The organism is Phocaeicola vulgatus ATCC 8482 (assembly GCF_000012825.1).
In the GTDB taxonomy this organism is placed as follows: Bacteria; Bacteroidota; Bacteroidia; order Bacteroidales; family Bacteroidaceae; genus Phocaeicola; species Phocaeicola vulgatus.
The window spans coordinates 2,690,024-2,711,892 of sequence record NC_009614.1 but is presented as its reverse complement, the minus strand read 5'-3'; the positions used below and the strand labels follow the sequence as shown (position 1 = coordinate 2,711,892).

The following is a 21,869-nucleotide window of genomic DNA, read 5'->3' as shown; positions in this document are numbered from 1 at the left end:
CACAATTATAAGAATATGCTTAAAAAGAATCTTTTGATAAGAAGAAACAGAAAAATATAATACAAACTTACTCTATAATCACATTACAGAGATAATTGAAAATCCATTCTGACCTGCGACATCTCACGTATCACCGTACGGTCTAACACACGTGCATAATGACGGGTCATCTGAACATTGGTATGCCCCAACATTTTAGCAACACTCTCAATGGAAACACCATTTGCCAAAGCAAACGTTGCGAAAGTATGACGGGCCACATGAGTCGTCAATGTTTTCTTAATGCCACAAATATCAGCTAATTCCTTGAGATACGCATTCATCTTTTGATTACAAAGAACAGGAAAAAGCACACCGCGACTTTTACAATATTCATTAGTGGAATACTTTCCTAGGATCTTCAAAGGCACTTCCATCAATGGAATATTACACATAATTTTGGTTTTCTGTCTCCCTTTGCGTATCCATTTGGCACCGTTCGAATCCTCTACTATGTGTTCCTTTTTCAAATCATGAATATCCGAGAAAGCCAAACCTGTGAAGCAACAGAACACAAAAACATCACGCACCTGACCCAACCGTGGAATATCAATCTCCTTTGAAATCAGTTTTTGAATCTCCGAATCTTCCAAAAAATCCGGTTCTACTTTATCCAGTGAGAACTTTATTTCAGAAAATGGATCATTCTTCATCCATCCCTTAGCCAAAGCTATACGGATTATCTTCTTGAAGTTCTTTAGATATTTAGTAGCAGTATTGTGACAACACTTTTTCTCTGTCTTCAGCCAGAACTCATAATCCTCAATAAACTGACGGGAAACATCTCCCAAAAGAATGTCTTTTTTATGATATGTTTCCCAAACAAAATCCTGGGTATGTTTCAAAGATGTTTCATAACGCTGTACAGTTGCAGGTGCCATGTCCGTACCAGACAATTGAGCACATTTATCATTATGTTCCCGAAAGACCTCAAACAAAGTACGCTGTACGGGAGCATCCTTACCCAAGAAACGCTCCAGGACACTATTGGCAGAAACGGATACACCCTCTATCTCCAATTCACGCTGAATCTTCATTATCCGTAAGCGGATTGAGTCAAGATACAAATTCAGTTCCTTGTACTCCCGTTTCTTTTCCAAAGCCTTTCCTTTTGCCGCACTCCAGAACTCCGGAAAAATTGTTTTCTTCACTGAAGCATCAACCCGGACTCCATTCACTGTAATTCTCATCATTATCGGAGCCTCACCGTTCCGATTCAATTTCGTCCTACGAATGTAGAACAATAGACAAAATGTTGTTCTTTCCATCTTACTTGTTTTTTAATCACAAAACTAAATTTCTAAGAGCAACAAGTCAAGATGCAAAATACTAATAAACAATGAATTATTCACCAAATAGGTGTACCTGACATTGAAGGTAATAAGGTACACCGAATAGTACACCGAAAGAATGCTTTAATATGCTTATTTTTGCTATGTACCAAAAATAAAAAATCCCCGTAATTTGTTAGTTTACAGGGATTTTCTTTCATTTGCATTCTATTTTTGCGGAGAGACAGGGATTCGAACCCCGGGTACCTCGCGGTACAACGGTTTTCAAGACCGCCGCAATCGACCACTCTGCCACCTCTCCAAAACTTCCTTTCAGAAGTGCTTTTTGTTGAAAGCGTTGCAAAGGTACGACTTTATTTTAAATATGCAAGACTTTTGAACAAGAAAAATTAAAGGTTTTATTATATTTGCACTCTCAACCGAAAAAAAGCATATGAAACTAAAATGTCTTTTCTTACTGTTACTTTTGGGAATATCCTTTTGTGTACATGCACAAAAGCGCCCCGTCATCCTTGAGAAACAGTTGGAGATCATTAGGAAAGAACCTGATAACGGGGATGCATTAAAGTTTCTATGCCAATACTATTTAAATAAAGGAGATTATTCCAAAACCATCACTTACGCCGAGATTATGAAAAACGTAGCGGACAAGACTAAAAATCCTCTACTCCAACTCTATTCATATATCTACCAAGCACAAGCACAAATGATGAGCGGACGGGAAAAAATAGCCAAAAAAAACTTGAACCTTTCTCTTGAACTAGCAACCAAACTGAATAATGACTCCACCCTTTGTTCCGTCTATGGTAGTCTCGGACTCTACTCTGCAAATATTGAAACCGATTATTACCGTGCCATACGATGGCTTTATAAAGGTATCCAGTTGGCACAACAAAATAATTTCCAACAACAATACGCTTTGCTTTTAGGCAATTTAGCAAACATCTATTACCTCAAAAAAGATACAGCCGGTATCAAATACGCATTAGAATGTTATGAATTAGGACACAGTATGCGTAATCCATACATCATTTATTCCGGTGCAGTAAATTCTGCCTATATGTATTTTTTAATGAAACAGAATGAGGAAGCAATGAAATATATACATGAAGCCGAAACATTGATGCTGGAAAATGATTTCTACGACCAAGCCCATACCTACAATCTCTTTGGCAATATATTATATGATATGGGTGAATATGCCCAGGCCTTGGAATATTACAAAAAAGCCATGAAGGACAAACAGGCGGCACAAACTTCCTCTATTGTCTATGCCCATTTGGGATATGCACGTATACTAATGCAGCAAAACAAACAACCAGAAGCTATTTTATTGTTAAAACAAGGAATAGCTATTTCTTATGCACGCGTCAACGCCATCCATCGCAATGAACTATACGAAAATCTGTCCACCTGCTATGAGCAATTGCACCAATATCATGACGCACTGAAATATTATAAAATATTCCGTTTGGAAAACGACAGTCTTTTCAACAAGGACAAAGAAAGAGATTTAAGTGAAATGCGATTCAAATACGACTCTGAGCGGCAGGAAAATTTGATAAAACAAAGCAAACTGGATGTAATGCAGAAAGAACAGCGTATACAACAACAGACATTTATTCTTATTATCATTGTGATTGTTCTAGGATTGCTTTATTACCTCTACCACCGTAAAAACAAACTTTATTTAAGTATAGTCAAGCAAAATCAAGAAGCAATCAAAAGAGAAACGGAACTGCATCGCCGTATAAAAGAATTGGAAACCAATGCCCCCTCCATGGTTTCTACTTCCGAAAAATATGCTTCCTCCTCACTCACCGACGAGAAAAGTTTAGAACTTTTCCGTACATTAGAGCGTATTATGAGAGAAGAAAAAATTTACAAAGACAATTTTATAACAAAAGACAAAGTAGCAGAAATATTAGGAACTAACCGTACTTATCTATCACGTATCATCAATGAACAATCCAAACTATCCTTCACTCATTATGTAAACCGTTTCCGTATTGAAGAAGCTATCCGTCTATTATCCGACCCCAATAACGAAACTCCGCTGAAAGCCATTTCTACAGAGCTGGGATTTAACTCCATTTCCACCTTTTATAACCTTTTCCAATCCTCAGTGGGAATGACTCCCTCCCAATATAGGAACAAAGTTATGGAACTTCAAAAAGAGCAATAGGTTATCTTTTTGCTCTTTTTTTTATTCTGAAAACAGCAATTGCCGATATTAATATAGGTATAAAGAGGCATATCTAAGATATTATCCCTTACTTTGCGGTATGAACATTAATCCAAATTTAAATAATACGTAATGAAAAAGAAGTTTTTTTTAAGTTGCCTCTTAATCGTTATGGCATTGCTTCCGGCAGTTGCCCAGATTCAAGATCCGGTACAATTCAAAACCGAGTTAAAGACGATTTCCGATACGGAAGCACAAATAGTATTCACTGGTAAGATTGATGCCGGATGGCACGTTTATTCCACTGATCTTCCTTCGGGAGGTCCTATCTCCGCAACTTTCAACGTAGACAAGATAGAAGGAGTAGAATTAGTAGGAAAGCTCACTCCACAAGGTAAAGAAATTGAAAACTTCGACAAGGTGTTTGAAATGAAATTACGTTACTTTGAGAACACTGCCATTTTCATTCAGAAACTAAAAATAACGGGCGCTACCTATATGATAGAAGGTTATATGGAATTCGGTGCCTGCAACGATGAAAACTGTCTGCCTCCTACTGAAGTTTCTTTCTCTTTCTCCGGAAAAGGAGTTGCCGCTGCCACTACAAGCAAGACTACTGAACCTGCAAAAACAGAAACAGCCATAACGGAAGTTCCTGTAGCGGAAACAGCTACTGCAACTACCGCAACAGATAGTGCTACAACTGCCGCCCTGATCGGCAATGACACTGCTGTCCAAGATTATTGGACTCCGGTTATCCAAGAGCTGAACGCATTTGGCGAAACGACATCACAACAAGACCGTTCATGGATTTACATCTTCTTTGCCGGGTTTATCGGTGGATTACTTGCCTTATTTACGCCCTGTGTATGGCCTATCATCCCAATGACGGTAAGTTTCTTTTTAAAACGTAGCAAAGACAAAAAGAAAGGAATCCGTGATGCATGGACATATGGTGCTTCTATCGTAGTGATCTATGTATTATTAGGTCTTGCCATAACCTTGATATTCGGTGCCAGTGCCTTGAATGCACTTTCCACAAATGCTATTTTTAACATATTCTTCTGCTTGATGCTAATTGTGTTTGCAGCCTCTTTCTTTGGAGCATTCGAACTTACTCTTCCTTCAAAATGGAGCAATGCAGTAGACAGTAAAGCGGAACAGACCAGTGGTTTGTTAAGTATCTTCCTGATGGCATTCACCCTATCTTTGGTTTCATTCTCATGCACAGGTCCTATCATCGGCTTTTTGTTGGTAGAAGTTTCCACTACAGGTAGTGTAGTTGCCCCTGCTATCGGCATGTTAGGTTTTGCTCTTGCATTAGCGTTGCCATTCACACTGTTTGCCATGTTCCCGTCTTGGCTGAAATCCATGCCTAAATCCGGTGGTTGGATGAATGTAATTAAAGTAGTATTAGGTTTCCTTGAGCTCGCATTTGCTTTGAAATTCCTGTCGGTTGCTGACTTGGCTTATGGATGGGGAATTCTAGACCGTGAAACATTCCTTGCTTTGTGGATTGTGATTTTCGCTTTGCTAGGCTTCTATTTGCTGGGTAAGATCAAATTCCCTCACGATGATGATGATGATAAAGTAGGTGTTGCCCGTTTTTTTATGGCTCTTATCTCACTTGCATTTGCTGTATATATGGTACCGGGCTTATGGGGTGCTCCTTTGAAAGCTGTCAGCGCATTTGCTCCTCCCATGAATACACAAGACTTCAACTTATACACCAATGAAGTACATGCGCAGTTTGATGACTACGATGCCGGTATGGAATATGCAAAACGTACCGGAAAACCGGTAATGCTTGACTTTACAGGTTACGGATGTGTAAATTGCCGTAAAATGGAAGCTGCTGTATGGACTGATCCGAAAGTAAACAAGTTGATGACTGAGGACTATGTACTGATTACATTGTTCGTTGATAACAAAACTCCATTGCCCGAACACATCAAAGTGATGGAGAACGGTAAGGAACGTACACTACGCACGATCGGTGATAAATGGAGTTACCTGCAACGCTCTAAATTCGGTGCCAATGCACAACCTTTCTATGTATTGATTGACAATGAGGGAAAACCGTTGAATAAATCATATTCATATGATGAGGATATAGACAAATATGTTGATTTCCTCCAGACCGGATTACAAAACTATAAAAAATAACCAAAGTGTGTCAAAAGTCGAAGGAGTGTCAAAACTAAATAAACCTATCATTTTATTCTTTCAGAATATTCTTTAATGAAAAATATTCTGAAAATCAACAAAAAGGAAAAGACAAACGAAACGATAGTTTTATCCGAGTTTTGACACACTTTCAAAAAGATTTTTGCAAGACCCCTTAATAATTATCTACTATGATCGCCAAACCAGAAAGAGAGCAAATCATTGCCCTTATAAATCGCGAGGTCGTTCCGGCTATCGGGTGCACAGAACCCATAGCCGTAGCCCTTTGTGTAGCAAAAGCAACAGAAACACTAGGTAAAAGACCTGAAAGGATTAAAGCTTTACTCAGCGCCAATATTCTTAAGAACGCCATGGGAGTAGGCATCCCGGGAACAGGAATGATTGGGCTACCTATCGCTATCGCCTTAGGGGCATTAATCGGAAAATCCGAATATCAATTGGAAGTCTTAAAAGACAGCACTCCTGACGCCGTAGCAGAGGGTAAAAAACTAATTGACTCACAAGCTATCTCTATCGGGCTGAAAGAGAATATAGAAGAAAAGTTATATATCGAAATTATCTGTGAAGCTGATGGTGATACAGCGACGGCCATTATTGCTTGCGGGCATACCAATTTTATATATGTGGCCCTAAACAACCAAGTTTTACTAAACAAACAAACTACCTCCACCTGCAATGAGGATGCAAAAGAGCCGGAGTTGAACTTGCGGAAAGTGTACGATTTTGCCACCACCACACCATTGGATGAAATTCGTTTTATTCTTGAGACCAAACGTTTGAACAAAGCAGCGGCAGAACGTTCTTTCAAAGGAAACTACGGTCACGAATTAGGCAAGATTCTGAAAAGCAGCAAAAGCGAAGAACAAATATTGGGAAGTAATACATTTACCCACATCCTTTCTTATACCTCGGCAGCTTGCGATGCACGTATGGCGGGAGCTATGATTCCTGTCATGAGCAATTCAGGAAGTGGGAACCAAGGAATTACAGCTACTTTACCGGTAGTAGTCTATGCCGAAGATAACCATAAATCAGAAGAAGAATTGATCCGCGCACTGACACTTAGCCACCTGACAGCGATTTACATCAAACAAAGCTTGGGACGTCTGTCTGCACTATGCGGCTGTGTAGTGGCTGCAACAGGTTCCAGCTGTGGTATCACTTATTTGATGGGAGGCACTTACGAGCAAATCACTTTTGCCGTACAGAATATGATCGCTAACCTGACAGGTATGATTTGTGACGGAGCCAAGCCCAGTTGTGCTCTGAAATTAAGCAGCGGTGTTTCTACTGCTGTATTTTCAGCTATATTAGCGATGGAACATAAATGTGTATCTTCTGTAGAAGGTATCATTGACAATGATGTGGACCGCAGCATCCGCAACCTGACCAGAATTGGTTCACAAGGCATGAATGAAACCGATAAACTAGTATTGGATATTATGACCCACAAACAATGTGATTAAATATATATAAAGATAAGAGAGTTAAAAACGAATCAGACACGGCATTTTATACAATCCGTGTCTGATTTTATTTCTCACTCCACCAACATGTCTTTATATTGGGTATGCCGGGTAAAAAACATTTTTGCAAAAGAACAAGTAGGACGTATTTTAAGCCCTACAACCGAAGCATATCTCACAGCGGCCTCGGTCAAAGCCTGAGCTATTCCCTGCCCTTCCAACTGTGGGGGAACTATGGTATGAAGGATATCCAAAACTCCGTTCTTTTCATCATATTGCAAATAGGCGATTTGTCCCGATTCAAATACTTCGAAACGGTCTACTTTCTCGTCATGTATAACTGTATGTTCCATTCTATATTGGTTTTAATGTATGACTATTACTAATAAAAACAATAATAAAATGGAATTGTTTTTACTCATAGATGAAATCTGTTACAGAACGTATGTCTGTTGACGAAACTCCGATACACACTTTAAATGACACTATAAAATATTGAGAACTATCTGCCTTGTCTATATTGAAAAGCCGAAGGTAGTATACCAAATTCTTCCTTAAAATACCGACTGAAATATTTCGGATTATTAAAGCCCACCTGATAGGCTATTTCCGAAATATTCTGTTGACTTCCACGGAGTAATTGGGCAGCCCGCTGTAAACGAATTATACGAATAAACTCGATAGGAGTCTTACCGGTAATAGCCAATAACTTTTTATATAAATGAACGCGGCTCATCCCTAATTCCTTGCTTAACTCTTCTACAGACAAATCACTGCGTGCAATATTGTCTTCTACATATTTCACAGCATGATTTATCAGTTTTTCATCCATCGAAGTTATAGCAGTCCCACTAGGTTTGAAATCAATATAAGCATGATTCCAAACCGTTTTCAACTTCTGTTCACTTTTTTCTTCAGGAACAGCAGTCACCATTTCCGGCAACTCCTCCGGTGGAATAATATGAGTTATCATCTCATTATCCTCACCCTCAATCAATTGAATCACCGTTGCTCTTTGTGGAGCAACGGCTGAGATTGTTTCTATGTTTTTTTCTTCTGCAATTTCTTCCGTATTACCAGATTCTAATCTTCGGATATCCTCCTCCAGTCCTTCTATTGTTATTATATGGTTTGGTTCTTCTTCCGATTCCTCCCCGGCATTAGACGCCATATAAAACTCCGGAATCTGAAGTGTGGAAATGTCTTCTACCGGCTTATCTGTAACTTGCACCTGTTCTATCTTCGTCGGTTTACTCTCGGAACGCTTTACCGGGATATGGATAACAAAAACACAACCGACAGGAGTATTATCCATTACGTTCACCGTGCCATCGTGAAGTGTGACAAAATCACGTACAATACTCAGACCACCTCCGCCATCTGAGATATTCATATCCGGATTATCCACTTGATAAAAACGTTCGAAAATGCGTTCTCTGTTTTCTTCTTTAATGCCGACACCTGTATCAACCACTCTGATTTCCAGCATTTCCCGAGAATCCTGTCCTTCTACTAAACCGACAGACACATCAACTCGTCCACCATTGCAAGTAAATTTTAAAGCATTGGAAAGCAGATTCATCATCACTTCCCTCATTTTATCCCCATCAAACAACATATTCAACGAAGGAACTGCTGAATGAAAAATGAGAGAAATATCTTTCTTTTCAGACAAAGAGATAAAAGAATCACAAATCGTATGAATACAAGAGATGATATCATCATCAGACAGACTTAAATAATATCCATTCACATCAATTTTCCTAAAATCCAACAACTGATTTACAAGATTCAACAACCTTAATGCATTGCGTTGCACTATATTCAATTTATCCATCAGAGCAGCATCCGATTGATATTCCTTCATCAGCGTTTCCAACGGTGAGATAATAAGAGTGAGCGGAGTACGTAATTCGTGGCCGACATGAGTGAAGAACTTCAATTTCATATCTGCCTTCTCCTGATTCCTCTCTATTTCTTGCTTTATTTGCTGTTTTTTAAATTTATCCCGTTCTCCACGCAGAATCCAATAGCGTCCCAATATCAATACAGCAACCAACAAAAGGCTATAAACAACATATGCCCAAACGGAACGCCAAAAAGGAGGATAGATAACAATTTTCAATGAAGCTTCTTCATCTCCACCATATCCGTCACTGTTGACTGCTTTCACCTTCAGCATATAAGTTCCGGGAGCTAGATTAGTATAAGTCACTTTGCCAAAGGCAGTAGTCATCCAACCCTCATTGAAACCTTCCAGTTTATAAGCATACTCCGTTTTTTCCGGCAAAATATAGTTATCAGAAGCAAATTGTACACTGAACATATTCTGTTCATAACTCAATTTTATCTGATCTACCTTGTTCAACGCCTTATCCAAAATCACCCTACCTTCATATTCCTCACCCACCCCTACTTCTTCATTGAACAAGAACAAACGGGTAAACATCACGCTGGGACGTTTTTTATTGTATTTTATATCATCCGGACGGAAGCGGTTAATACCATACAGCCCTCCCATAAGAATTTCTCCAGAAGACAATTTTTTAATGGAACGCAGGTTGAACCCACTATTTTGCAAACCATCTTTGTCATCATAAACACAACTATGAAAAATATAGCGCCCTGTTTTTAAATCTACTGCCGGTATGACATTAGTTATTCCACGTGCTGTAGTCACCCATATATTTTCATTACCATCTTCTACTATTCCAGAAATGATAGGGCTGGAAACTCCTTGCTCCACTCCTAATATAATCAGTTCATCCGTTTTGGGATTATAAACATTCAGCCCCTCACATGTACCAATCCATATCAATCCACGGCTATCCTCATACACCTGACTTATATTCTGATCAGAAAAATATTCCTTACCAGATTTAGTACCTTCCAGATTAACCACTTTTTTAGTTTCAATATCCAATTCCGAAAGTCCCTGAGCGGTACCAATCCACAAAGAGCCCTCTTTTCCCATACACAAAGAGGAAACATAATCGGATATCAAGCCGGCCGAAGTTGTATTATAAGTGGTGAACAAACCCGTCTTGGGATTCAAACTCTGCACTCCCCCACCCAATGTACCTATCCATATAATCCCCTGCTTATCTTCAGCCAAAGCCAATACATTATTATGAGCCAAAGAATTTTGCCGTTCCGGTATGTTTTTTTTATAATGAATAATACGACCGTTATCATAACAAATCAAGCCTCCCCCAAAAGTACCAATCCAAAGTTTCCCATCACCGGCTTTCAAAATGCAAACAATAGCATCAGTAGTGAGTTTATCCATACCTTTCTGTGGAAAAGCAGCCCGGTTGCCAGTCACGGAATTCCAATATATGATACCGACATCGTTGGTACCCAGCCACACATACCCCTCTTTGTCTTCTTCAATGCAACTAATATCTCCTATATACTCTGCACCAAATTTAAAAGCACACTCATTAAAATAGGAAATTCCTTTTTTATAAGTCCCCACCCACATAGTTTCACTGGAATCCTCGTATAGAACCATTACTGTATTATTTTGCAAACTACGTTCATCACCTGTCTTGTTCCGCAACTGCCTCACTTCCCCTGTCTTCTTATCCAATATATCAATGCCATCCTGATCTGTTCCTATCCATATACGCCCCTGCTTATCCTGTGATACAGCACGGACCATGTTATGAGACCGACGCTTGATAATATTTGTCAGCCAAGACAGCCACTTTTCCTGTTCCGGATTATAAACCCATATTCCAAGCGGACTGTACATCCATATATCATTATCACGATCTACAAACAGAGTGAAAATTCCCTGCTTGTCAGTTCCCAATTCCCCAACCAAATCATCCTGCTGCCATTTAATCTCATTTGTCCGAGTATCCAAACAAACAAGTCTTCCGGTATTATATACCAACAAGATTCCCTTGCTACATTCTACAATGTCCGTAATATCACCTTCTGGCAACTGATGAGTATCAAACAAAAGCGGATACAGTAATTGAGATTCCGGAATGTACAAATAACAGCCTTTTCCTTTTATATAAAACCACATATTTTTATTATGGTCTATATATACTAATGCTGGAGTTCCGTCAATACCGACTTCACATAGCCATGCATGCACCTCCCTATCAAATGTTTCTGATTCCGAGTTGTAAATGACATAACCCACACCGGTAAGAATCCATAAATTTCCTTTATAATCTTCTTGTATGCTTTTGATATAATTATCAGGTAAAGAAGCCGGATCAGCATTATTACTACGAAACAAAGTCATCTGGCACCCGTCATACCGATTTAAACCGGAAGCTGTGGCAAACCACATAAAACCTTCGGAATCTTTAAATATATCAAGGACTTGATTGTTTGACAGACCATCTTTCACCTCCAAATGTTTAAACATGAATTCACTTGCATGCATCAGACTAGAAAAGCATAATAATGTAATGATCAAACATTTTTTTCTTATTCCCATAGATTTTAAAGGCTAATTATTTTTATTCCACTGCAAATGAAGCAAAAAGCTTGATAACAGACAAACTAATATCGGCTTTTTTATCATTCGATACCCACAATATGTTTCATTTTTCCTATTTTTGCAATTGAAATGAAAGCATTAACGGATACACAATACATACGACAGCTTGTCTCGGAGGGAGAACACTGTCATCAGGATTTCAAATTCGAGATTTCGGACGCACGCAAAATAGCCCGTAGCCTTTCCGCATTCGCCAATACCGAGGGCGGCAGGCTGTTAATAGGAGTAAAGGACAATGGCAAAATAGCAGGAGTCCGCTCTGACGAAGAAATATATATGATAGAAGCAGCAGCAACCATGTATTGCAAGCCCAAAGTAGAACTGGAAACGCAGACTTACAAGGTAGAAGGAAAGACTGTATTGGAAATACGTATTAACGAAACGGTTTCTAAACCTGTATATGCCCTAGATGAAACGAATAAGCCATGGGCCTATATCCGCATCAAAGACGAAAACATACTGGCCACTCCCGTCCATCTAAAGATGTGGCAACACAGCAAGAAACCTGAAGGAGCACTTGTAACATTTACCGAAAGAGAGCAACGGTTACTGGATGCCTTGAAAGAAAAAGAGAAACTTTCATTAAATCAATGTTGCAAACTTTGCAGGTTAAACCACAAGACAACTTGTGAACTATTAGCAGACTTTATCCGTTTTGGTCTAGTGGAACTTGTTTTCCATGGACATAAGTTCTATTTTAAATTAAACAAGGAATAAGTAAAATGGATATACTGACCCTATTAATCAGCAGAGTGAATGATGTGCTTTGGACTTATATTTTGATCATCATGCTGTTAGGATGTGCATTTTGGTTTACTTTTAAAACAAATTTCGTACAATTCCGCATGATAAGAGAAATGATACGTCTATTAGGTGATTCTACAGGCAAGACAGAAGGTCGCGAACACCATATTTCCTCTTTTCAAGCTTTTGCCGTTTCCATAGCTAGCCGCGTAGGAACAGGCAATTTGGCAGGAGTCGCCACCGCCATTACTTTGGGTGGTCCGGGTGCAGTTTTCTGGATGTGGGTAATTGCTCTTTTTGGGGCCAGCAGCGCTTTTATTGAGTCCACATTGGCTCAATTATATAAAGTACACGGACATAATTCTTTCGTTGGCGGGCCAGCTTATTACATGAAAAAAGGATTAAAACAGCCGTGGATGGGAGTTTTGTTTGCCTTTTTGCTTATCTTTACTTTTGGATTTGCTTTTAATTCAGTACAAAGCAATACCATTTGTGCCGCTTTCGAAGAAGCATTCAATATTCCTCCCAGCCTAATGGGAGTGATACTGACCTCGCTCACATTAATTATCATCTTCGGAGGCATTCAGCGTATTGCTAAAGTAAGTAGCATTATTGTTCCTGTCATGGCATTGGGATACATCTTTTTATCCCTTTTCATCGTAATTGTAAATGCAAAGCATTTGCCAGAAGTTATTGAATTGATTATAGCGAATGCCTTTGGCTGGGAACAGGCATTAAGCGGAGGTATAGGCATGGCATTAATGCAAGGAATCAAACGTGGATTATTCAGCAATGAGGCCGGTATGGGTTCCGCACCCAATGTAGCGGCAAGTGCCGATGTTACCCATCCTGTAAAACAAGGATTAATTCAGACATTGGGAGTTTTTACCGATACACTTGTCATATGTACCTGCACTGCTTTCATCATTCTTTTCAGCGGAGTAGCCTCCACAAAAGAAGCCAATGGAATAAAACTTACTCAAATGGCACTGAATAATGAAATAGGCAACATCGGAACTATTTATGTGGCGGTGGCAATTCTGTTTTTCGCCTATAGCAGCATTTTGGGAAATTATTATTACGGTGAAGCCAATGTACGTTACATAACTCATCGGAAATGGGCTATCCCCATTTATCGTATAGCAGTGGGAGGAATGGTTATGTTTGGGGCATTGGCCAGTCTGGAACTGGCATGGAGCCTGGCCGATATGGCAATGGGATTTATGACTATCTGTAACTTGATAGCCATTACTTTACTAGGGAAATATGCATTCCGTCTATTGGAAGACTATCGAATTCAGAAACGTAACGGGGTCAAAAATCCAGTTTTCACCAAAGACAGAATGAAAGATATTGAAAATGATTTGGAATGCTGGTAACACAAAGCAATTCCCCCGGCATCAACCATTCAATAAAAATGATAAATAGTAAAACAAAAGGATTTTAATCAAAAATGTTTCAGTTTTTATCGCTATCTTTGCAGACAGGAAAACAATATAATTTAAGAACACAATGAGCATATTTTCAAAATTATTTGGTAAAAAACAGACAGAAGGAGAAGAAACAAGCCGCATAGGTGGTATGGAAGACTTCATGACACTAATCCGTGTATATTATCAGTCTGTAATGGCCTGCAACATAGGTATCACAAATATTAATTTTTTGCCAGACATGGCAGTTTTCAAACGCACCCTTAAAATACCGACCCAAAACAACAAGTTGGGAATTGCTGAGAAGTCACGCTGCAAAAAGATGTTAGTAGAACTTTATGGTCTAAGTGATGATTTCTTTAAAGAAATTGACGGTTCTATAAAAAAGAATTGCAAGAATGTAAATGATGTCAAGACTTATCTTTTTATGTTCCAAGGATTCAGCAATGACTTGATGATGCTGATAGGTAATTTGATGCAATGGAAATTCCGTATGCCCAGCGTAATGAAAAAAATGTTACGTAACATGACCGAGAAAACAATTCATGATATCATGACCAAGACCGACTGGAAAGACGAAAGCGTACACAAGACCTGTGTTGCCATCCGTAAATACAAACAAGCCTTAGGATATTCTGAAAACTGGATGACGGAATATGTGTATAACATTGTATTACTGGCTAAAAAAGAACCAAAGCCAAAAGAATAATCATTAAAGATTTTATGAAATCCTTATTAAATATAGAAGAACATCCATTAGAGCCTTTTTTACCGGTTAACGCCAAACTACTGATGTTAGGCAGTTTTCCCCCACAAAAGAAACGATGGAGCATGGAATTCTTTTATCCCAATCTGCAAAATGATATGTGGCGTATTTTTGGAATAATATTTTTCCAAAACAAAGACCACTTTCTGAATCCTGACAAAAAGGTATTTGACAAGGAACGTATTATTGATCTTTTGAACAAAAAAGGCATCGCACTTTATGATACCGCTTCAGCTGTTCGCCGTTTACAGGACAATGCCTCAGACAAATTTCTGGAAGTTGTAGAACAGACAGATATCAGTTTGCTACTGAAGCAGATTCCAATGTGCAAGGCCATTGTAACCACAGGACAAAAAGCAACGGATATTATTCGTGAACAAATAAAGGTAAAAGAACCCGTTGTAGGAACCAGTGAACCTTTCGAATTCGAAGACCGGACAATGCGATTATACAGAATGCCTTCGTCCAGCCGTGCCTACCCGTTGCCCATTGAAAAAAAATCAGCAATATACCGGGTCATGTTCAATGAGTTAGGCCTATTAAACGAATAATGAACAATATTTTTTCATAAATAGGTTTGTATATTCCAAATATTACACTACCTTTGCAGCCGCAAACACGGGAGTAGCTCAGTTGGTAGAGCACCGGTCTCCAAAACCGGGTGTCGGGAGTTCGAGCCTCTCCTCCCGTGCAAAAAAGATTATTCAATGCCACGCCATTGGATAATCTTTTTTTATATCTTCTACTTTCTTAAGGAATTTGCAAAAGTTTATGAGTTTGTAGGCTCAACCGCCACTCTGGATGTTGCAAAATGTAAGCAATCACTTCTTCTGTATTAGCACAAGAACAAGGCTGCAAAAAATAATGACTGGCAGACAAATCCAAATAAGCAGAAACATCTTGTCCCACATAAACCACTTTCACCTCATCTATACGATCTAGATTTATTTTCGCCCCTTCTTTAGGGGAACAAGTAACCCAATCTATATTTTCAGGCAGCAGACAAGTGCCGTTTGTCTCAATACAAACATACTTCCCTTCATGATGCAATGCATCAACTAACTTTTCATCAATCCACAATCCTGGCTCACCACCAGTCAGTATTACTACCTGGGTCGAATATTTTGCCACTTCCATCACAATATCCTCATCACTCATCAATGTACCTTCTTCATGCTGAGTATCGCAAAAAGGACATCTCAAATTGCACCCGGAAAAACGTACAAAAACGGCAGGTATTCCAGTATGATACCCCTCCCCCTGTAAGCTGTAAAATATTTCATTAATCCTTCTCATAGATAACGGTATTTCCTTCTGACTCGCGAACTTCAACCTTGAAACAAGTGGGAATTTGCTCACATACCCAGCGTGCAATATTTTCAGCTGTAGGATTAAAAGAAACAACCTCATTCAAATTCCGGTGATCCAAACGCCCCATCACCGTTTCCTTGATATGCGTGAAATCCACCACCATACCATCCTCGTTCAAAACCTCGGAACGACAATAAACGGTAATAATCCAATTGTGACCGTGCAAATTCTCACATTTACTTCTATACGACAGCTTCAAGCTATGGGAAGCTGAAATTTCCATTCGTTTAATTACTGTATACATAGCATTTAATTATAATAAGAAAGAACTCACACCTAATGTCACCTCGGTGCTACAGGACGCAAAGATACACCATAAAAAAGAATAATATAAAAAGGACACTGTATTTTTTTGTTTTTTGGTCTATATTTGCACCTATGAAAATACTATATACCATTGTAGGAACAACCTCACTCATACTAGGCATTATCGGCATATTTCTTCCTTTACTGCCTACCACCCCCTTTTTATTACTGACAGCCGCCATGTATTTCCGCAGTTCACCACGCTGGTATCATTGGCTCATCCAACAAAAATATTTAGGAAGCTACATCCGCAATTTCCGCGAGCATAAAGCAATACCTTTACATGCCAAAATCATTTCCGTATCATTAATATGGATTACCCTAAGCTATTGCGCCATCTGGACACTACCCTACATTTGGGCAAGAATCCTGTTTCTGATTATTGCAATCGGTACTACCTGGCACATCTTGTCCTATAAAACATTAAAACGATAGACAATCCTCAACAGACATATGTAATAGTAAAAAGATCATATTCGAACAGCACGGGAAAAACAGCTAATAAAGACGTTAAAAAAGTTTTTTAAACGACAAACGATAAATTTAGGACGAAATATTTTCGTGTTTGCTTCCAATCCTTTATATTTGTGTACAATTTTGGTATAAAATGACTGAAGAAGACAAAAAGCTATTAAATACTTTCGAGGCAAGACTGAGGCATTTTATGTATTTGCATGATGAATTGAAACATGAAAATGCACAGTTAAAGCAACTTCTCACTGAAAAAAACGAGGAGGTAAGACGATTGGAAAATAGCCGGAAAGAATTAGAAGTAAGGTATACCAATTTGAAAATGGCGAGGACAATCAGTATTCATGATAAAGACATCAATGATACAAAACAACGGTTGTCAAGGCTTGTGCGTGAGGTCGACAAATGCATCGCTTTATTAAACGAATAAAAAAAGTTGGACAATAAAACGATAGTATTATGGACGATATGATGAAGATACATCTACTGATTGACAACGAACGATACCCGATGACCATCCGTCGTGAAGATGAACAGTTATACAGGGACGCTGCCAAACAGATTGACAATAAACTAAACAAATACCGTAGTTATTACCCTGATTTCAGCCCCGCAAGGCATTGGGCAATGGCTGCGCTGGAGTTAGCTTTTGAAAATATTTCTATGAAAGACAGGAATAATACTGCACCTTATCAGGAAAAATTGAAGGAGCTGACCAAAGAGATAGAAAAACAAATCAGTAACAGAGAGTAATCGTTTAGAATTGAAGATATTCACGCACAGCTATACTGTTAAGAGAAGGGTTCTTAACAGATAGATTGTGCGTTTTTTATTTATATATAAATTAATAACAATGATAACAACGGTAATAATAGCAATTGTGTGTTTCGCTGTAGGTGGTGGCCTATCATACATGCTTTTCAGATATGGCCTGAAATCTAAGTATGACATCATCATCAAAGAGGCACAGACGGAAGCTGAAGTAATTAAAAAGAACAAGCTTTTGGAAGTAAAAGAAAAATTCCTGAACAAAAAAGCTGATCTGGAAAAAGAAGTCGCCCTACGTAACCAAAAGATTCAGCAAGCCGAAAATAAATTAAAACAACGCGAACTGATGTTGAACCAAAAACAGGAAGAGGTTCAACGCAAACGTACAGAAGCGGAAGCTATCAAAGAAAATCTAGAAGCTCAAATTGTCATCATAGACAAGAAAAAGGATGAACTGGATAAATTACAAATGCAAGAACGTGAAAAACTGGAAGCTCTTTCCGGTCTTTCTGCTGAGGAGGCCAAAGAACGCCTGATTGAATCTTTGAAAGAAGAAGCGAAAACACAGGCTGCTTCCTATATTAACGACATTATGGACGACGCCAAATTAACAGCTAATAAAGAAGCTAAACGTATCGTTATCCAGTCTATCCAACGAGTAGCCACAGAAACTGCTATCGAAAACTCTGTAACCGTATTCCATATTGAATCGGACGAAATAAAGGGACGCATCATCGGCCGTGAAGGGCGTAATATCCGGGCTTTAGAAGCAGCAACCGGTGTCGAAATCGTTGTAGATGACACCCCCGAGGCTATTGTACTTTCAGCGTTTGACCCTGTACGCCGCGAAATTGCCCGCTTAGCATTACACCAACTGGTTACAGATGGACGTATCCACCCGGCACGCATTGAAGAAGTGGTAGCTAAAGTACGCAAACAGGTAGAAGAAGAAATTATTGAAACCGGTAAACGTACCACTATTGATTTAGGTATTCATGGCCTGCACCCTGAATTGATCCGTATTATCGGTAAGATGAAATATCGGTCCTCATACGGTCAGAACCTTCTACAACATGCTCGTGAAACAGCCAATCTTTGCGCTGTGATGGCTTCTGAACTAGGTTTGAATCCTAAAAAAGCAAAACGTGCCGGATTACTGCATGATATAGGTAAAGTACCTGATGAAGAACCGGAATTGCCGCACGCATTGTTAGGCATGAAGATAGCCGAAAAATATAAAGAGAAACCAGACATATGTAATGCTATCGGTGCTCACCATGACGAAACTGAAATGACTAGCCTGCTGGCTCCCATCGTACAGGTATGTGATGCCATTTCAGGCGCACGTCCAGGCGCTCGCCGTGAAATCGTAGAAGCTTATATCAAGCGTTTGAACGATCTAGAACAATTAGCCATGTCTTATCCAGGGGTAACAAAAACCTATGCCATCCAAGCTGGCCGCGAATTACGTGTGATTGTAGGTGCCGACAAGATTGACGACAAACAGACTGAAAGTTTATCCGGTGAAATTGCGAAAAAGATTCAAGACGAAATGACTTATCCGGGACAAGTGAAGATTACAGTCATCCGCGAAACACGTGCGGTAAGTTTCGCCAAATAAAAATCAGAAACAAGAAACTCAACTATAATCCCTCTTTTTCTTTAGAAGAAAGAGGGATTTTTCATTTTGTATTCCCACATTTTATCCACAGTCTGGACAAACTCAAGAAAAAAAATAAATTTCTAATTGCCAAGCAGTAAATCATCTAATCCTTCATTTAAATTATGTAGAACATAAAACAAGATCAAACTATGAGACTTAACAGTATGCTAGCCACAGTGCTTATTTTCCTTTGCTCTTTAGTAATTTCATCGTGCAGCAATGATGAACTTGCTCCCATCTCCTTAAAAAATAGAGAAACAGCAAATATAAAATTAAACTATCCTAATAATCAGACATACTCTTTTCCTTTGCAAGGGGGAGACGGGAATTATGAAATAAGCTGCGATAAACCGGAAATTATAGAAACCAAAATGATTTCTTCTTGCGACATATCCATAAAAGCATTAGCATTAGGTGAAGCGATTATTACTGTAAGAGATCAATCAGGAAACACACTTGACATTCATGTAATAGTAGACTATTACACCGATAATTACATTGTAAGCAAACAGGATATACTTCTTACAGGAGACTTAAAAGATTCTGAAAAACAAACAATTAAAGAAAAAGCATTAGCTACAATACCAGTAAAGACAGGAGGAGGATACAAATTTATCTACACGGATGCAGAAATTGCAAGAGGCAAAGTACTGGTTTATCAAGAAAAGTTTGGAAACAAGGCTATAGAAGGTAGTTTTGAAAGAAAATCCAATGAAATAGAAAATGAACAATGGGGTACAAGACATATCATCTCATTTGATCTAACTCTTCCAGAACAACCCAAAAGAACATTTATAATCTCTGAATATATACCTTCTTCCAGGACTTCCCCCATAGTCCTCATGGCTTTTTTTGAGGATTTAAAAAAGACATTCACTATAGATTATCCGACCGTCGAGCAAGTTTATACCGAGCAAGTATTAACTGTACCGTCACATTTATATTATTAATATATTATCTTTCTTTCCAAAAGGAAAGAGCATTCATTCTTGTTATATGCAGTAGAACCTCATCTACCCCATATAACAAGAATGATCCCCCATTCCTCCAATATCCCCATGTATAAAAAGGGATATTCAGTAAATGTCTCTAAAAAATAAGATGGCATATGAAGATGATAGGGCATGACCATTTCATATGCCATTCTTATTGTCATTTTTCCGTGCTTTCTCACATACTTCTATCCGACAGGACATGACGTTCCGGAAGAAGTCTGATGACCTCTTCTGATTCTGTGAGTAAAATCATATCATGCTGCTTTAGCTGTTTTGTTTCTGATTTTTTCTATCATCAGTATGGCATTTGCCGTATGTATTCCAAAGAAAATCCACAGTATTTCCGTCTTCCTGTTTCTGGCCTTTATCCTTGAGAGCGAGTAATGTTGCTTTTGAGTGCCGAAGCTTCCTTCAAGCCGTGTTGCCCTTTCTTTTGAGAGTTCGCTTCTAAGCACCTTCCTCAAAGGCTCATCTTTGGCCGCCCTTCCCTTGCGCACAAAGGATGTGGATATCCCATATTTTTACAGAACTTTCTGTTGGCATTATTGGCATATATGGAATCGGCAGCCACACATCTTACCCTTACATTCATAAGCTTCTGCTGCATACGGATACGGTCCTTCAAGCGTATACCCTCATTGAATGCCTTGAACGAGAGGTGTTCGATGAACGATATGCCGTCTATCTGTATATTATTGACCTTTGCACCGAACTCGACGGACTTGGTTTCCTTGCCTCTGACGATGGGACGTACATAATGACGGTCAATGCTGACGATGCGGTCACTGACTTTCCGCCCTTCAAACATTTCCTTTTCTTGTACAAGCACCTTTCTGATGATGGAAAGACGCTTATGATAATCCTGGGTATATCGGAGTAAAGCACCGTACTCGCTATGGATCCCATCCCTTTGACTGAGGAGCTTTTCAAGAAGCTTGATCATACGGCGCTTAAGCATTCTTGTCCTTGAAGCTCTCCTCTTTCTTTTCTTGCAGTAGGACAGATAGGATTCCGCCACATTCCTGTATTTGTTGCGCGGACGCCTTATGCCCAACTCCCTGCAATGCCGGCATATATGCCTGTAGAGCCATTCGAGGCTTTCCCAAAGGAGTTTCATGTCCGTAGGAAAACGCATGTGGCTTTCATAGCATGTGGCATCGGTCATGCAGACGTGAAGGTTATCAAGATAAGGTTTCCAGTGTGAAGCCAGGAGCTCCTGGAAAGAATCAATGTCAAGGCGGGATGCTATCTCATTACGGATGGCACTGACTATCTTGAAGTTGGTTATGGGAAGGGACGGGGGAATCATAATTCCACAGAAAATCTGGTAGTGTATGTTCCCGTTCAGATGTTCCACCAGTTGCCTGTCGGAGAATCCGGTGTATGCCTTCAGGACCATAAGGGCGATCTTTGCGGAAGGACTGAATCTGTTCCTGCGTCCCAGGCGCCGGTCCGACAGGCCGGCGGCTTTTGCCATACATTCAAACGGAAAGACCGAATGAAGCTTGCCAAGCTCACTCTCATTAAAACTCTTGCGGTATTTTTCCAGAATATCAAATTCTGTAAAACCCAAAGTAGGGTGAATTTCTGAAATATTCACTATCTTTGCCATATCTTATTAGTTTGGATATTTCCCCCGTTTTGGCCGTCAAATCTTATTT

Annotated in this window: 17 protein-coding genes, 2 tRNA genes and 1 pseudogene; 13 read left to right on the top strand and 7 right to left on the bottom strand. The window is 39.2% G+C overall.

What is annotated here, in order from left to right; genetic code table 11:
- Positions 1-83: 83 nt before the first annotated feature.
- Together BVU_RS10600 and BVU_RS10595 are read right to left on the bottom strand one after the other, a co-directional pair.
- A complete protein-coding gene (locus BVU_RS10600; RefSeq protein WP_011965434.1) occupies positions 84-1,307 on the bottom strand; it encodes a site-specific integrase in 1,224 nt (407 codons plus the stop codon).
- Between the two features lie 240 nt (positions 1,308-1,547).
- A tRNA-Ser gene (locus tag BVU_RS10595) sits at positions 1,548-1,632 on the bottom strand.
- 132 nt (positions 1,633-1,764) lie between these two features.
- On the opposite strand from BVU_RS10595, the gene BVU_RS10590 reads away from it, so the two are divergent.
- The 3 genes from BVU_RS10590 (at position 1,765) to BVU_RS10580 (ending at position 7,169) form a co-directional block, all read left to right on the top strand.
- On the top strand, positions 1,765-3,516 hold the full coding sequence (locus tag BVU_RS10590; RefSeq protein ID WP_005839045.1) for an AraC family transcriptional regulator: 1,752 nt from the start codon (positions 1,765-1,767) through the stop codon (positions 3,514-3,516).
- A gap of 132 nt (positions 3,517-3,648) precedes the next feature.
- The gene (locus BVU_RS10585; protein WP_005848813.1) at positions 3,649-5,682 is read left to right on the top strand and encodes a protein-disulfide reductase DsbD family protein; all 2,034 of its coding nucleotides are present in this window, start codon (positions 3,649-3,651) and stop codon (positions 5,680-5,682) included.
- A 191-nt stretch (positions 5,683-5,873) separates the two neighbouring features.
- A complete protein-coding gene (locus tag BVU_RS10580; RefSeq protein WP_005839040.1) occupies positions 5,874-7,169 on the top strand; it encodes a serine dehydratase subunit alpha family protein in 1,296 nt (431 codons plus the stop codon).
- Positions 7,170-7,243: 74 nt separating this feature from the next.
- On the opposite strand, the gene BVU_RS10575 is transcribed toward BVU_RS10580, so the two are convergent.
- Positions 7,244-7,522 (bottom strand): GNAT family N-acetyltransferase, encoded by a 279-nt coding sequence (locus BVU_RS10575; protein ID WP_005839036.1) that lies wholly within the window; start codon positions 7,520-7,522, stop codon positions 7,244-7,246.
- 149 nt (positions 7,523-7,671) lie between these two features.
- Positions 7,672-11,631 carry a two-component regulator propeller domain-containing protein gene (locus BVU_RS10570; protein ID WP_005839032.1) on the bottom strand — a complete coding sequence of 1,320 codons (3,960 nt, stop codon included), beginning with the start codon at positions 11,629-11,631 and terminating at the stop codon, positions 7,672-7,674.
- Positions 11,632-11,763: 132 nt separating this feature from the next.
- On the opposite strand from BVU_RS10570, the gene BVU_RS10565 reads away from it, so the two are divergent.
- From BVU_RS10565 to BVU_RS10545, 5 genes are all read left to right on the top strand, one after another.
- Complete coding sequence (locus tag BVU_RS10565) at positions 11,764-12,411, top strand: AlbA family DNA-binding domain-containing protein (RefSeq protein WP_005839031.1); 648 nt, start codon at positions 11,764-11,766, stop codon at positions 12,409-12,411.
- 5 nt (positions 12,412-12,416) lie between these two features.
- Positions 12,417-13,817 (top strand): alanine/glycine:cation symporter family protein, encoded by a 1,401-nt coding sequence (locus tag BVU_RS10560; protein ID WP_005839028.1) that lies wholly within the window; start codon positions 12,417-12,419, stop codon positions 13,815-13,817.
- A 133-nt stretch (positions 13,818-13,950) separates the two neighbouring features.
- A complete protein-coding gene (locus BVU_RS10555; protein ID WP_005839026.1) occupies positions 13,951-14,577 on the top strand; it encodes a hypothetical protein in 627 nt (208 codons plus the stop codon).
- Between the two features lie 14 nt (positions 14,578-14,591).
- The gene (locus tag BVU_RS10550; RefSeq protein ID WP_005839021.1) at positions 14,592-15,185 is read left to right on the top strand and encodes a uracil-DNA glycosylase family protein; all 594 of its coding nucleotides are present in this window, start codon (positions 14,592-14,594) and stop codon (positions 15,183-15,185) included.
- A gap of 67 nt (positions 15,186-15,252) precedes the next feature.
- Positions 15,253-15,325: transfer RNA gene (locus tag BVU_RS10545), tRNA-Trp, on the top strand.
- A 59-nt stretch (positions 15,326-15,384) separates the two neighbouring features.
- Here BVU_RS10545 and BVU_RS10540 read toward each other — a convergent pair.
- Both BVU_RS10540 and queD read right to left on the bottom strand, forming a co-directional pair.
- Entirely contained in the window at positions 15,385-15,930 is a 546-nt protein-coding gene (locus BVU_RS10540) for a 7-carboxy-7-deazaguanine synthase QueE (RefSeq protein ID WP_005848817.1), read from the bottom strand.
- Positions 15,917-16,249: a 6-carboxytetrahydropterin synthase QueD gene (gene queD / locus BVU_RS10535; protein ID WP_005839017.1), complete on the bottom strand. Its 333-nt coding sequence runs from the start codon at positions 16,247-16,249 to the stop codon at positions 15,917-15,919. The genes BVU_RS10540 and queD overlap by 14 nt, the downstream gene beginning before the upstream one ends.
- Before the next feature lie 134 nt (positions 16,250-16,383).
- Here queD and BVU_RS21565 point away from each other — a divergent pair, with 134 nt between their 5' ends.
- The 5 genes from BVU_RS21565 to BVU_RS10510 all read left to right on the top strand — a co-directional run bounded on the left by BVU_RS21565 (position 16,384) and on the right by BVU_RS10510 (position 20,163).
- The gene (locus BVU_RS21565) at positions 16,384-16,746 is read left to right on the top strand and encodes a YbaN family protein (protein WP_005839013.1); all 363 of its coding nucleotides are present in this window, start codon (positions 16,384-16,386) and stop codon (positions 16,744-16,746) included.
- 172 nt (positions 16,747-16,918) lie between these two features.
- Positions 16,919-17,212, top strand: a complete 294-nt coding sequence (locus BVU_RS10525; RefSeq protein WP_005848819.1) for a hypothetical protein — start codon at positions 16,919-16,921, stop codon at positions 17,210-17,212.
- 29 nt (positions 17,213-17,241) lie between these two features.
- On the top strand, positions 17,242-17,535 hold the full coding sequence (locus BVU_RS10520; RefSeq protein WP_005839009.1) for a cell division protein ZapA: 294 nt from the start codon (positions 17,242-17,244) through the stop codon (positions 17,533-17,535).
- Between the two features lie 100 nt (positions 17,536-17,635).
- Complete coding sequence (rny, locus tag BVU_RS10515) at positions 17,636-19,171, top strand: ribonuclease Y (protein WP_005848820.1); 1,536 nt, start codon at positions 17,636-17,638, stop codon at positions 19,169-19,171.
- A 191-nt stretch (positions 19,172-19,362) separates the two neighbouring features.
- Positions 19,363-20,163: a hypothetical protein gene (locus tag BVU_RS10510; protein WP_005839005.1), complete on the top strand. Its 801-nt coding sequence runs from the start codon at positions 19,363-19,365 to the stop codon at positions 20,161-20,163.
- Positions 20,164-20,462: 299 nt separating this feature from the next.
- On the opposite strand, the pseudogene BVU_RS10505 reads toward BVU_RS10510, so the two are convergent.
- Positions 20,463-21,820: pseudogene (locus BVU_RS10505) on the bottom strand (transposase).
- Positions 21,821-21,869: the final 49 nt, after the last annotated feature.